A 13,799-nucleotide genomic window follows, 5' to 3' on the forward strand; every position below is an offset into this window, starting at 1 on the left:
TTGGTATGAACGTCATATCTACACGATGGAGCTTTCTAATGGCGTGGAACGAGCCTGGAAATAACAACGACAATAATGGCAGCGATAAAGACCCTTGGGGTAAGAATAAAAATCGCGGCGGTCGAGATCAAGGACCACCTGATTTGGATGAGGTGTTTAATAAACTCAGCCAAAAATTAGGTGGAACATTCGGTAAAAAAGGAAATGGAAAACCACTCTTTGGTGGCGGCGGTGCAATGGGCTTTGGTGCTATTGCTCTGATCGCAGTCTTAATCTGGGTTTTCTCTGGCTTCTATACCGTTGGTGAAGCTGAGCGCGGTGTGGTACTTCGCTTAGGTAAGTATGAGAAAATGGTTGACCCTGGTCTAAACTGGCGTCCTCGTTTTATTGATGAAGTGACGCCTGTTAACGTACAAGCGATTCGTTCATTACGCGCTAGCGGTCTCATGCTAACCAAAGATGAAAACGTGGTAACGGTAGAAATGGGGGTTCAATACCGAGTATCAGACCCTTATAAATACCTATATCGCGTAACCAATGCTGATGACAGCCTACGTCAAGCAACCGATTCTGCGCTTCGTGCCGTAATTGGTGATTCTTTGATGGACAGCATTCTAACCAGTGGTCGTCAGCAAATTCGTCAAACCACAGAAGAAACGTTAAACCAAATTATTGATAAGTACGATATGGGTCTAACGGTAACGGACGTTAACTTTCAATCTTCTCGCCCACCAGAGCAAGTAAAAGATGCCTTTGATGATGCGATTGCAGCTCGAGAAGATGAAGAGCGTTTCATTCGTGAAGCCGAAGCGTATAAAAATGAGATTTTACCGAAAGCAACCGGTCGTGCCGAGCGCTTGAAGAAAGAAGCTCAAGGTTATACCGAACGCACAGTGAACGAAGCATTAGGTCAAGTGGCTCAGTTTAATAAACTATTGCCTGAATACAACGCGGCGCCAAAAGTAACGCGTGATCGTCTGTATCTTGATGCGATGGAAAAAATCTACACCCGCAGTTCGAAAGTGCTGATTGATTCTGAGTCATCTGGCAACATGTTGTATTTACCGATTGATAAGTTAATTTCGGACGCTAAATCAAAACCAGCGAAAGCCCGCACCGGAGATAAATCCTCTTCTGAGTATGATGGCATTCAGCTAGATGCAAGCAAACCAAATGGTGATGAAACTGATCAACATTCAAGTTCGACTTCAACACGTAAAGGGAGATTCTAAACATGCGTAAGTTATTTATCCCTTTAGTGGCGATTTTAATTGTTGTGACACTGATGTCAGTGTTTGTTATTCCTGAAGGTGAGCGCGGAATCGTGATCCGTTTTGGACGAGTGCTTAAAGATACCAATGATGTGTCTTCAAGAATTTATCCACCAGGTTTGCATATTAAAATGCCTTTCTTTGATAACGTCAGAACGCTCGATGCTCGTATCCAAACTATGGATGGCAAAGCGGATCGTTTTGTTACATCAGAGAAAAAAGACGTCATCATTGATACCTATGTAAAATGGAAAATCAGTGACTTTGGTAAGTATTACCTAGCCACTGGTGGTGGTAACGCATTAACAGCAGAAGCATTGCTTGAGCGTAAAGTGACTGATGTTCTTCGTTCTGAAATTGGTTCGCGTGAAATTAAGCAAATTGTTTCTGGTCCTCGTAGTGAGATCGTTGCAGCAGATACCATTAAAGATGATGAAGGGTTGCCAGAATCAGCTAAAGAAGCATTAGAAGTTGATGGTGAACGCGATAAGATCATGCAAGATGTATTGGATGATACGCGTGATAGTGCAATGAAAGATTTAGGGGTTGAACTGGTTGACTTCCGTATGAAGAAAATCAACTTACCTGATGAAATCAGCGAATCTATTTATCGTCGTATGCGTGCTGAACGTGAATCTGTTGCTCGTAAGCACCGTTCTCAAGGTCGTGAAAAAGCCGAAATCATTCGTGCTCAAGCGGAACTTGAAGTGGCAACTACACTAGCAGAAGCGGATAAAACAGCTCGAGTGACTCGTGGTAACGCTGATGCAAAAGCGGCGGCGATTTATGCACAGTCGTACCAAAAAGCACCTGAGTTTTATAGCTTCTTGCGTTCACTTAAAGCTTACGAGAAATCGTTTAGCAATAAGAGCGACTTGTTAGTACTCGATCCTAAGAGCGACTTCTTCAAGTACATGAATGCCAGTGATGGACGTAAAACTGACAAATAATTATCTATTGATGAATACTCAATCAATATCGATATAAACTAGGGAGCCGAATTGGCTCCCTTTTTTTCATGAAATCTATGATGATAAATCGTAGACAAAATATGAGTAATGAACATGACATCTTTATTAATAGCGCTAGGCTTGGTATTGGTTTTTGAAGGTTTAGGCCCAGCATTTGCACCAAAAGCATGGCGTAATATGGTGGCTCAAGTCGCTCAACTGCCAGATGCTCAATTAAGGCGAGTGGGTGGCGCATTAGTGGTTGCCGGTGGGGTAATGGTATTTATGTTGGTAAAGTAGTAGTGATTAACGCTGATATATCATTGATACCAGCCACAACATACTGTCAAGTAAGAAAAAATCAGCAAAAAATGAAACTGCATAAAAATTCATCTAAAAAATGACTGCAACAACGATTGTTGGTATGCTAGAATCCTTTTTTAACTAGCAAGCAGATTTAAAAATGGCAAATAACGTAGTCGTTCTAGGCACCCAATGGGGTGACGAAGGTAAAGGTAAAATAGTTGACCTTTTAACTGAAGATGCAAAATATGTGGTTCGCTATCAAGGCGGTCACAATGCAGGTCACACTCTAGTCATTGACGGTGAAAAAACCGTTCTTCACTTAATTCCATCAGGTATTCTACGCGACAATGTGAAATGCATTATCGGTAATGGCGTAGTACTGTCACCTGACGCTTTATTAAACGAAATGAAACCGCTTGAAGCGCGAGGCATTCCTGTTCGTGAACGCCTATACATTTCTGAAGCTTGTCCTCTCATTCTTCCTTACCATATTGCTTTAGACCAAGCGCGTGAACTCGCTCGCGGTAAAAAAGCGATTGGTACAACCGGTCGTGGTATCGGTCCTGCTTATGAAGATAAAGTATCTCGCCGCGGTTTACGCGTTGGCGATCTATTTGATATGGAATCTTTTGCAGAGAAACTAAAAGAAGTAATGGAATACCATAACTTCCAATTAGTGAACTACTACAAAGTAGAAGAAGTGAACTACGAAGAAGTACTTGAGCAAGTGAAAAGCTATGCTGATCTACTAACTTCTCTTGTTATCGATGTAACCGATGAGCTGGATGCTGCTCGTAAACGTGGTGATAAAATCATGTTTGAAGGCGCACAAGGTACATTACTTGATATCGACCATGGTACTTACCCATACGTAACTTCTTCAAATACTACCGCTGGTGGTGTTGCTGCAGGTTCTGGTTTTGGTCCGAGTCACTTAGGTTACATCTTAGGTATCGCGAAAGCGTACTGTACTCGTGTAGGTTCAGGTCCGTTCCCGACTGAATTATACGATGGTATTGATAAGCAAGATCCAATTGGTAAACACCTTGGTACTGTTGGTCACGAATTTGGTGCAACCACGGGTCGTTTACGTCGTACTGGTTGGTTTGATGCGGTTGCGATGCGTCGTGCGGTGCAACTAAACTCAATTACCGGTTTCTGCTTAACTAAGCTTGACGTTCTTGATGGTTTAGAAGAACTTAAAATCTGTACTAGCTACCAAATGGAAGATGGTTCAGTAATGAACGTGTCTCCATTAGCGGCTGATGCATTTGAGAAAGCGACTCCAATTTACGAAACCATGCCAGGTTGGTCTGAAAATACTTTCGGTGCTAAATCAATCGATGCGCTTCCACAAGCTGCTCTTGATTACATCAAACGTATTGAAGAATTAACTGGTGTGCCAGTGGATATCGTTTCAACGGGTCCAGATCGTAACGAAACTATCGTTAAGGTTCACCCATTTAACAGCTAATACTTGCTCCAATCTTCTGTGATTGGTTTTCAATGTATTTAAGTTAAATGAACAATCAAAAAAGCCGACGTATAATGCGTCGGCTTTTTGTTATCTAAAATATTACAGTACTTTGTGTGGTCCGAAGCATTCATAGTGAATACGATCTTCGCTGACACCTAATGCTAATAATTGCTTAGCAACATGCTGCATAAATACCACAGGGCCACAGAAGTAGAAATCGGTTTTATCCCAATCTATATCGGCTTTAATTTGGTTTAAATCGATCAGACCGTCAAGATGTTCAATTTCGTCATCTTTTTCTTGATACCAAGTGTATTGATTCAAGTTAACGGTTTGCTGGGTAAGCTCATGTAGGCGAGCTTTAAAACCATGACGCTGGCTATTATCTGCTGCATGCAACCAATGGATCGGTGCGCTGTGAGTTCCTTTAATCGCTTCTAACATCGCCATCATTGGCGTAATACCAACACCGGCTGAAATGAGCGCGATAGGGGTATTTGGTTCTGTGGTTAAGAAGAAGTCTCCAGCTGGCGCAGCTAACTGAACGCTATCGCCAACATTAATACTGCTATGCAGGTGATTTGAAGCAATACCTTGATCTTCACGTTTAACTGAAATGCGGTAAGTTTTGCCATTTGGCGCATCTGACAAGCTGTATTGACGAATTTCTTGGTTATCAAACTTATCTGAGTTTAGGTAAATACCGATATACTGCCCAGGCTTGTAACCTACCACCGTATTATCATCAACTGGTGCAAACACAAAGCTGGTGATCACTTCGCTTTCGACGATTTTTTCGATGACTTTGAATTCACGGGTACCACGCCAACCGCCACTTTGGCTTTCGGTTGCTTGGTAGATTTCTTCTTCACGAGTAATAAATACGGTAGCTAACAGGCCATAAGCTTCAGCCCAAGCATCAATCACCGCTTGTCCTGGGCTCATTAATTCATCAATGGTTGCCAGTAAGTGACTACCAACAATTTGATATTGCTCGGCGGTAATATTAAAGCTAGTGTGCTTTTGGGCAATTTTTTCAACCACTGGCAATAGAACTTCAATATTCTCAATATTGCTGGCATAACCATAAATCGCATTAAATAGCGCTTCACGTTGGCTGCCACTTTCTTGGTGGGTGAGATTGAAGATATCTTTCAGTTCTGGATTATGCGATAGCATGCGATCGTAAAAGTGCGCAGTAAGAGCCGGACCCGCTTGTTCGATCAGCGGAGCGGTAGATTTTACGATGTCGATAGTAGATTGAGTGAGCATTGTTAGAACACCTTTATAGTTATATGGACGATTACTTTGTAAGTTGTATCTAAAATGTATCTTTTAGTCAAATGAATATTTATAATGAAGTCACATCAGCAAGATGACCTTGAGGTTAATTAAGCGTATATTGAACACATTCAACAGGAGATAGTATGCAATTAACCACTTTTACCGATTATGGACTGCGGGCGCTAATTTATTTAGCCTCACTACCTGAAGGTGAAAAAACCAATATCAACACCGTAAGCCAAGTTTTTAATGTGCCTAAAAATCACATGATCAAAATTATCAATAAATTGGCTCAGCTTGGTTATATTACCACGATCCGTGGTAAAAATGGTGGGATCTTGCTCGGGTTACCGGCAAAAGATATTATTATTGGCCAAGTGGTACGCGGTATTGAACCAATGCAGTTAGTTAATTGTGCTCCTGAAGCGTGTCATATTACTTCTGCTTGCCGTTTAAAAAGCCATATTGCCAAAGCAAAACAAGCTTTTATTGCTGAACTCGATAAAGTGACACTGCAAGATCTCTTAGCGGATAATGACGAATTACTTTTGTTTTTAACGCCAGTTTAAGAATATAGGCCGTTTTTTTCGCTATTTTTGTCATTTTCCAAACCATTTCTGTAGCTTAATGCTGCTGTCAGATATAATCATAATTACACTTTGCGTCTATAAGCAGGTTTGTCATGTCCGAACGTCCCGAAATAATTGATCCTTTTGCCAAGCGAGAATCAGAAAAATACGAAAACCCCATTCCGAGTCGAGAATTCATTTTATCGTTCTTAACTAAGGCGAATGTGCCGATGAATCGTAATGATCTCTTCGAAGCGCTAAATTTAGCAGGCGAAGATAATTATGAAGGACTGCGCCGTCGTTTACGTGCGATGGAGCGTGATGGTGAATTAATTTTCACTCGTCGCCAATGTTACGCCGTACCTGAAAAAATCGATCTGATTAAAGGTACCGTCATCGGTCATAAAGATGGCTTTGGTTGGGTGCGCCCAGACGGTAGCGTAGGTAAAGATAACGATGTCTTGTTACCATTTCATCAAATGCGCACTATTATCCATGGCGATTACGTATTAGTGCAACCCAATGGCGAAGATAAGCGTGGCCGTAAAGAAGGGCGTTTAGTGCGCATTCTTGAAGCGCGTAAAACTAACTTGGTTGGCCGCTTCTTTATGGAAGATGGCCATGCTTACGTGGTATCTGATGACTCTCGTATTTGCCAAGATATTCTCATTCCTGAAGAGTTTCGTGCTGGGGCTCGTATGGGCAACGTGGTGATCGTTGAGCTGACCGCTCGTGCCACTCGTTCACGCGCCATGATGGGTAAAGTCATCGAAGTATTAGGCGAAAATATGGCGCCAGGTATGGAGATCCAAATTGCGATCCATACTCATCAAATCCCCAATGAATGGCCACAAGCAGTTGAGCAACAAGTTAAAAATTTAGCCGAAGAAGTACCAGAAGAAGCGAAACAAGGTCGAGTTGATTTACGTGATTTACCGTTAGTGACCATTGATGGCGAAGATGCGCGTGATTTTGATGATGCCGTTTATTGCCAAGCTAAAAAAGGTGGTGGCTGGCGTTTATGGGTGGCAATTGCTGATGTAAGTTATTATGTTCGCCCTAAAACATCCCTCGACAAAGAAGCGATTAAGCGCGGTAACTCGGTTTACTTCCCTGCGCAAGTGGTGCCGATGTTGCCAGAAGTTCTGTCCAACGGCTTATGTTCACTTAACCCTCAAGTAGATCGCTTATGTATGGTATGTGAAATGACCATTTCAGCGGCGGGTAAGCTGTCGGGTTATAAGCATTACGAAGCAGTAATGAACTCTCATGCTCGTCTTACCTACAACAAGGTTGGGGCAATTTTAGATGGCAATCAAGAGCTGCGTGAGCGCTATTCAAAAGTGGTGCCGGATCTCGAGCAGTTGCATAAGATGTATCAAGTGCTGAAAGTAGCGCGTGAACAACGTGGCGCTATTGAGTTTGAAAGCACCGAAACGAAGTTTATCTTTAATGAATTACGCAAGATCGATCGCATTGAACCTGTAGTGCGTAACGATGCGCATAAGATCATTGAAGAATGTATGATCTTAGCCAATATCGCTTCAGCAACGTTTGTTGAAAAAGCCAAAGAGCCGGCTTTGTATCGCGTGCATGATACTCCGGGTGAAGAGCGCCTCACGGGTTTTCGATCTTTTCTTGGTGAACTCGGTTTAGGTTTAACTGGCGGATTAACCCCAACACCAACCGATTATGCCGCCTTGATCCAATTGATTGCCGAGCGTCCAGATAAAGAGCTTATCCAGACCATGTTGCTGCGTTCAATGAAGCAAGCGGTGTATAACCCAGCTAACGGTGGTCACTTTGGTTTAGCGTTGCAACGTTATGCACACTTTACCTCGCCAATTCGTCGCTACCCAGATTTGCTGCTGCATCGTGCGATTAAGTATCTCATCTCTCAAGGCGAAAGTTCATCAACCGGTGGTCATCACTATAACGTTGATGAAATGGACTTTTACGGTGAGCAATGTTCAACCACAGAGCGTCGCGCCGATGATGCTACCCGTGATGTATCCGATTGGCTTAAATGTGAATACATGCAAGATCATGTCGGTGAAGAGCTTGATGGCGTGATCGCAAACGTGACCGGTTTTGGTTTCTTTGTGCGTTTAAGTGATTTGCATATTGACGGCTTAGTGCATATTTCATCGCTGGCCAATGACTACTATCAGTTTGATCCTATGGGTCAACGCTTAGTCGGTGAAAGCTCAGGCCTGATTTATCGCTTAGGTGACACTGTTAAGGTGAAGGTTTTAGCGGTGAATCTTGAAACCCGTCAAATTGATTTTGAAATTGTTGGCAGCAGCCGCGAAGTGCGTGGTAAAGGCAAAACCGCCAAGAAACGCGCCGCGAATGCAGATAAAAAAGAAATCAGTAAAAAGAAACAAGCGGTAAAAGCCAATAAGCCAGGCAAAAAAGCCAAGCCTTTAATTGAACCGACTAAGCGACCGGAAGAAACATTAGGCAAACCGGCGAAAAAGAAAAAAGCCAAGCGTAAGCCAAAAGAGGCGGGTAAACCTGGCACTAAGCCAAAAAGCAGCAAACCGTCGGCGTCGAAGCGCGCGAGCAGTAAGTAATATTATTTTCAGTCATTAGGATCGATCACTAAGATCGATCCATAATTAATATGGGGTCGATGATCGACCCACAAGGTAGACCATGAGTAACGAATTTATCTTTGGCATCCACGCCATCAATGCGGTTCTAGAAAAAGATCCTGCGCGCTTAATTGAAGCTTTTGTTTTAAAAGGCCGTGAAGACGACCGTTTAATGCCGGTAATTAACCAACTAAAGAAGTATGGTATTTCGGTACAGCAAATGGGGCGTAAAGCGTTAGATGACAAGTCTGAAGGGGCTAACCACCAAGGTATTATCGCTAAAGTAAAACCGGCTAAACAGCTGAATGAGAATCATCTTGATGACATTATGATCGCTTACAAAGCCAAAGGTGAGCATCCGTTATTATTGGTGCTCGACGGTGTGACGGATCCGCATAATCTAGGCGCTTGTTTGCGTAATGCCGATGCGGCAGGTGTTGCCGCGGTTATCGTACCCAAAGATAAGTCAGCGCCATTAACCGGTACAGTAAGTAAAGTCGCGTGTGGCGCGGCAGAAAGTGTTCCATTTGTGCGTGTCACCAACTTAGCTCGCACGATGCGCGCGCTGCAAGAGCAAGGTGTCTGGTTTGTGGGTACAGCGGGTGAAGCGACCCAAGATATCTATCAAGCAAAATTAACAGGACCTTTGGCGATTGTGATGGGCGCAGAAGGTGATGGAATGCGTCGTTTAACTCGTGAAACCTGTGATGATTTAATCAAGATCCCAATGGCAGGTAGTGTTTCAAGTTTGAATGTATCGGTTGCCACTGGCGTATGTTTATTTGAAGCGGTAAGACAACGCTTGGCAAAATAAGCCATCATTGAAGCAATGCTATACACAAAAAAGCGATCCGGTTGGATCGCTTTTTTTATGGCTGAAATAACCAGCAAGTTGACTATAGCAGTCCGACCTCTTTGTAATAACGGATCGCTCCAGGGTGAAGTGGCACTGAAATCCCATCTTTGACCATATTCTGCTTTTTTAAATGGGCAAATGCCGGGTGCAGACGTTTGAATATCTCAAAGTTTTCAAATACCGCTTTGGTTATTTGATAAGCGGTTTCATCGGGCAGTTCGGTGCTGGTGACGACGGTTGATAGTACCCCAAAGGTTTTTATGCTGTCTGGATTGTTAGGGTAAATTCCGCCAGGTATGGTGGTGTAAGTATAAAATGCACTGCGTTTAACAATATTATCTACCCCTTTTCCGACCACCGGAATCAGTTGGGCTTTACAGGTTTGGGTGGCTTCTTTAATTGAAGCATTGGGGTGGCCAAGAAAAGCCACAAAAGCATCGATTTGATTATCACATAATGCTTTAGCGCGATGAGAACCCGCGAGAGCTTGGGTTGAGGCAAAGCTATCATCATCCCATTTTGATTGTGCCATTAAAATATTCATAGTGGCGCGATCGCCCGAACCATTGCCGCCTAAACTGACTCGCTTATTTAATAAATTGGGTAGGCCATGAATGGCTGAGTCTGAGCGCACTAATAAATTAAAAGGTTCGTTATACAAAGAGAACAAAGCGCGCTGCTCTTTATAGGCTCCTGCACTGGCAAAAGGACCACTGCCATGATAGGCGTAGTATTGCCAATCAGCTTGAGTGATCGCGATATCAATATCTTGCGCTTGCAGCTGAGTGAGATTATCGATTGAACCATTACTGGATTCTACCGAGCAGCGAATATGATGTTGTTTACGACCTTTATTGATTAACTTACAGATAGAAGCGCCAGCAGGATAATAGACACCCGAGACCGAACCGCTACCAATGGTGATAGAGGTATTTTCTTGGGCGTGTAAAGCGGAGCTAATCACTAATAAGGCAGACGCGAGCCATAACCAGCAAAAGCGCAGAGGTGAATCAGGTGAAATCATCGTAACGATCCTTGTCGTTTTAACCATAAATAACGCAATCCATCGCGTTAAGTCCTTGCTGCTAGAGTTGAAAACCAAAGGGCTCTACAGGGAATAACAAGGTACACAGTTATCCTAAAGGCAAATGTCATGGAAGGGGTAGAAAAAAACGAGAAAAGTTGTGTATTTGAGAAGGCGTTCACGTCATGAACGCCAATATTGCTTTAGTCGGCGTATTCGAATAAATCACAAACAGAATCAAACAGTTGCTTTGTAGTATAATTCATTGTCGGGGTGATAAAAATGGTATCATCGCCAGCCACTACGCCAAGAATGCCTTCTGACTTACCTAGTGAGTCCAATAAACGCGCGATAAGTTGCGCTGCGCCCGGGCCAGTATGGATCACTACGAGCGCATCATTGTGACCAACATCGAGTACTAATTCTCGTAATGAGCTTGATACTGTTGGCACCCCGAGCTCAGCAGGTAAGCAGTACACCATGTCCATTTTGGCGTTGCGGGTACGAACGGCGCCAAACTTAGTTAGCATGCGAGAGACTTTAGATTGGTTGATATTATCGAAGCCTTCTTCTTTAAGGGCATCGACAATTTCGCCTTGTGAGCCAAAACATTCTTCTTTCAATAATGATTTGAATGAACGGACGAGTTGATCTTGTTTATCGCTATTTCGCATGAGACACATCTTTAATTTACATAGAATTGCATTATTTTCGCATAGAAAGGCACTTTGTGCCAATAAGAACTGGTGGCGGAGTTAACGAAAAAGAAAAATTGAAATGTAATATATATTATTGAGATTTTAATCACTGACCTAATATCCTTTATACCTGAAAATAAGAGGTCAGATGAGGGGAAGATCTCAAACTAAAGGTTAATGAATTGTAATCAATATGTCTATGTTGTAGTTTGTTTTTAGTCACTTTATTGACGTAATTATAAAATTGTTTTCCAAAGGAGAAGGTTTATGAAAGTAGCGGTAATTGGTGCTGCAGGTGGTATCGGACAAGCATTGGCTTTATTGCTTAAAAATGGCTTGCCAGCAGGTTCAGATCTTGCATTATATGATATTGCACCAGTAACCCCAGGGGTTGCGGCTGATCTTAGTCATATTCCAACCCCTGTTTCGATTAAAGGTTACGCTGGCGTTGACCCTACACCGGCACTGGAAGGTGCGGATGTGGTGCTGATTTCTGCAGGTGTGGCGCGTAAGCCCGGCATGGACCGTTCTGATCTTTTTAATGTTAATGCCGGTATTGTTAAGTCATTAGCAGAAAAAATTGCGGTAACTTGCCCTACAGCGTGTGTCGGTATTATTACTAACCCTGTTAATACTACGGTTCCTATTGCCGCAGAAGTATTAAAGAAAGCGGGGGTTTACAATAAAAACCGTTTATTTGGTATTACTACTCTTGACGTTATTCGTTCAGAAACCTTTGTGTCTGAATTAAAAGGGGTATCTCTTGACGGTCTAGAAGTACCGGTTATTGGTGGTCACTCTGGTGTGACTATTCTGCCATTACTTTCACAAGTGAAGGGCGTTGAATTTAGCACGGAAGAAACCGCAGCATTAACTAAGCGTATTCAAAATGCCGGTACTGAAGTGGTCGAAGCTAAAGCGGGTGGCGGTTCAGCTACACTGTCGATGGGCCAGGCGGCTTATCGTTTTGGTCTGTCTTTAGTTAAAGCGCTACAAGGCGAGCAAGGTATTGTTGAATGTGCATATGTTGAAGGTGATGGCGCAAATGCCCGTTTCTTCGCTCAGCCTATTCGTTTAGGTAAACAAGGGGTTGAAGAGATCTTAAGCTATGGTGAGCTAAGTGATTTCGAACAACAAGCTTTTGATAGCATGCTAGAAACACTGAAGAGTGATATTGCCCTAGGTGAAGAGTTCGCTCAATAATATAGCAGACGAACCTACACAAGTATTTTAGAAAAACAAAACCCCGTGATGGCTTAAACCGTCACGGGGTTTTATTTTAATCTCGTTCGCTATTTATGGTCACGAAGCCTAAGGCCGGAAACCTAAAGCTAATAGCAATTCCATTTAATATTTGCTCAATTTGAATACGCCGAAAAGACGCTAATCCGTCCTTGGTCGCTTGAGATAAAGGTTATCCATGGTCTTTGACACTTTTCTCTGTACTCAATTTTGAACGGTCATTAAATTTATAGAATTGCTATAAAGCTAAAAACGGAAGCTATTTTGTTCTTCTCACTGCCATATGCGCTAGTGTGATCAGTGCTTGCTTATATTCAGACTCCGGAACGACCGCTAGCTCTGCAATCGCTTTATCGGCTTCTTGCTCGGCGCGTTGAGTGGTGTACTCCAGTGAGCCAGTTTGATGCATCGCATCCATAATGGCATCGAGCTTTTCCATTCCATTCGAGTGCTCAATCGCTTCACGGATCATGGTTGCTTGTTCCGGAGTACCATTACGCATCGCGTAAAGCAGTGGCAGCGTCGGTTTGCCTTCAGCAAGGTCATCACCGACATTTTTTCCCATCTCTTTACCATCAGACGTATAGTCCATTACATCATCAATTAATTGGAATGCAGTACCTAAATAACGACCGTAGTTTTGCAGCGCAGTTTCGGTTTGTTGCGGGGCGTTAACCAAAAGGGCACCGATTTGAGTGGCCGCTTCAAATAAACGTGCAGTTTTCGAATAGATGACCTGCATGTAGCTTTCTTCTGTGGTATCTGGATTATTGCAGTTCATTAATTGCTGAACTTCGCCTTCGGCTATTACGTTTACCGCATCACTCATTAGCTTGAGGATTTCCAAAGAGCCTAAAGCGGTCATCATTTGGAATGAGCGAGTATAGATGTAATCTCCGACCAGAACGCTAGCAGCATTACCAAATGCCGCATTGGCGGTTTCCTTGCCACGGCGCATATCAGATTCATCGACAACGTCATCGTGCAGTAACGTCGCGGTATGAATGAATTCTACAAATGAGGCGGCGGTAATGTGGTCTTGACCTTGATAACCAAGCGCCTTGGCTGAAATAAGCGCGAGCAAAGGGCGAATTCGTTTGCCACCACTACTGACAATGTAAAAGCCTAATTGGTTAATTAGGCTTACATCTGAATTGAGTTGAGCGTGAATGGTTTCATTCACTTTGGTCATGTCATCAGAAGTCAAGGCTTGGATAGCAGTAAAATCCATATTCATTCCAGCGAAAGTTAAGCGTGATATATCCCCATGTTACTTGAAGCCACCGTTTGTTTGATTAACGGTGAATCAGTCAGAAAGTCGAAGCAAATAAGACATATCCGAGTGTTACTTCAATTGGTTTGGGGGATAAATGAAAATAATGTTGGATTCTACACTAAAAAATATTGATAAACACGGCTCTAAACGGCATCATTACACCACTTTAATCAGGCGATGATCTTTTCGCCATTTTTTTTAATATTTATCTTGTCAAAGGCTAAGCTCTCAAGTAGAATCTGCGCCCTA

At 42.9% G+C, this 13,799-nt stretch carries 12 protein-coding genes; 8 read left to right on the forward strand and 4 right to left on the reverse strand.

Features of this window, described 5'->3' with window-relative positions; genetic code table 11:
• Positions 1 to 38 precede the first annotated feature (38 nt).
• From hflK to HC723_RS02085, 4 genes are all read left to right on the forward strand, one after another.
• Positions 39 to 1,232, forward strand: coding sequence for an FtsH protease activity modulator HflK (gene hflK, locus HC723_RS02070; protein ID WP_153447795.1), 1,194 nt, complete (start codon positions 39 to 41; stop codon positions 1,230 to 1,232).
• Positions 1,233 to 1,234: 2 nt separating this feature from the next.
• A complete protein-coding gene (gene hflC / locus HC723_RS02075) occupies positions 1,235 to 2,221 on the forward strand; it encodes a protease modulator HflC (protein WP_190338055.1) in 987 nt (328 codons plus the stop codon).
• Positions 2,222 to 2,335: 114 nt separating this feature from the next.
• Positions 2,336 to 2,521 (forward strand): DUF2065 domain-containing protein, encoded by a 186-nt coding sequence (locus HC723_RS02080; RefSeq protein WP_190338056.1) that lies wholly within the window; start codon positions 2,336 to 2,338, stop codon positions 2,519 to 2,521.
• Between the two features lie 163 nt (positions 2,522 to 2,684).
• On the forward strand, positions 2,685 to 4,001 hold the full coding sequence (locus tag HC723_RS02085; RefSeq protein WP_153447792.1) for an adenylosuccinate synthase: 1,317 nt from the start codon (positions 2,685 to 2,687) through the stop codon (positions 3,999 to 4,001).
• A gap of 102 nt (positions 4,002 to 4,103) precedes the next feature.
• Here HC723_RS02085 and hmpA read toward each other — a convergent pair whose 3' ends face one another.
• The gene (hmpA, locus tag HC723_RS02090; RefSeq protein ID WP_153447791.1) at positions 4,104 to 5,276 is read right to left on the reverse strand and encodes an NO-inducible flavohemoprotein; all 1,173 of its coding nucleotides are present in this window, start codon (positions 5,274 to 5,276) and stop codon (positions 4,104 to 4,106) included.
• Between the two features lie 155 nt (positions 5,277 to 5,431).
• Here hmpA and nsrR point away from each other — a divergent pair, with 155 nt between their 5' ends.
• The 3 genes from nsrR to rlmB all read left to right on the forward strand — a co-directional run bounded on the left by nsrR (position 5,432) and on the right by rlmB (position 9,268).
• Positions 5,432 to 5,857 (forward strand): nitric oxide-sensing transcriptional repressor NsrR, encoded by a 426-nt coding sequence (gene nsrR / locus HC723_RS02095; RefSeq protein ID WP_190338058.1) that lies wholly within the window; start codon positions 5,432 to 5,434, stop codon positions 5,855 to 5,857.
• 113 nt (positions 5,858 to 5,970) lie between these two features.
• Entirely contained in the window at positions 5,971 to 8,433 is a 2,463-nt protein-coding gene (gene rnr, locus HC723_RS02100) for a ribonuclease R (protein ID WP_190338060.1), read from the forward strand.
• Positions 8,434 to 8,515: 82 nt separating this feature from the next.
• A complete protein-coding gene (gene rlmB, locus HC723_RS02105) occupies positions 8,516 to 9,268 on the forward strand; it encodes a 23S rRNA (guanosine(2251)-2'-O)-methyltransferase RlmB (protein ID WP_153447788.1) in 753 nt (250 codons plus the stop codon).
• A gap of 82 nt (positions 9,269 to 9,350) precedes the next feature.
• Here the strand turns inward: rlmB and HC723_RS02110 are convergent, their stop codons facing one another.
• Positions 9,351 to 10,334 (reverse strand): TAXI family TRAP transporter solute-binding subunit, encoded by a 984-nt coding sequence (locus HC723_RS02110; RefSeq protein WP_190338062.1) that lies wholly within the window; start codon positions 10,332 to 10,334, stop codon positions 9,351 to 9,353.
• Between the two features lie 203 nt (positions 10,335 to 10,537).
• Positions 10,538 to 11,008 (reverse strand): transcriptional regulator ArgR, encoded by a 471-nt coding sequence (gene argR, locus HC723_RS02115; protein ID WP_153447786.1) that lies wholly within the window; start codon positions 11,006 to 11,008, stop codon positions 10,538 to 10,540.
• A gap of 291 nt (positions 11,009 to 11,299) precedes the next feature.
• Between argR and mdh the strand changes: the two genes are divergently transcribed.
• On the forward strand, positions 11,300 to 12,235 hold the full coding sequence (mdh, locus tag HC723_RS02120; protein ID WP_153447785.1) for a malate dehydrogenase: 936 nt from the start codon (positions 11,300 to 11,302) through the stop codon (positions 12,233 to 12,235).
• Between the two features lie 298 nt (positions 12,236 to 12,533).
• Here mdh and ispB read toward each other — a convergent pair whose 3' ends face one another.
• On the reverse strand, positions 12,534 to 13,505 hold the full coding sequence (gene ispB, locus HC723_RS02125) for an octaprenyl diphosphate synthase (RefSeq protein WP_190338063.1): 972 nt from the start codon (positions 13,503 to 13,505) through the stop codon (positions 12,534 to 12,536).
• Positions 13,506 to 13,799: the final 294 nt, after the last annotated feature.

It is taken from the genome of Vibrio sp. S11_S32 (assembly GCF_014694465.1).
Lineage (GTDB): Bacteria > Pseudomonadota > Gammaproteobacteria > Enterobacterales > Vibrionaceae > Vibrio > Vibrio algicola.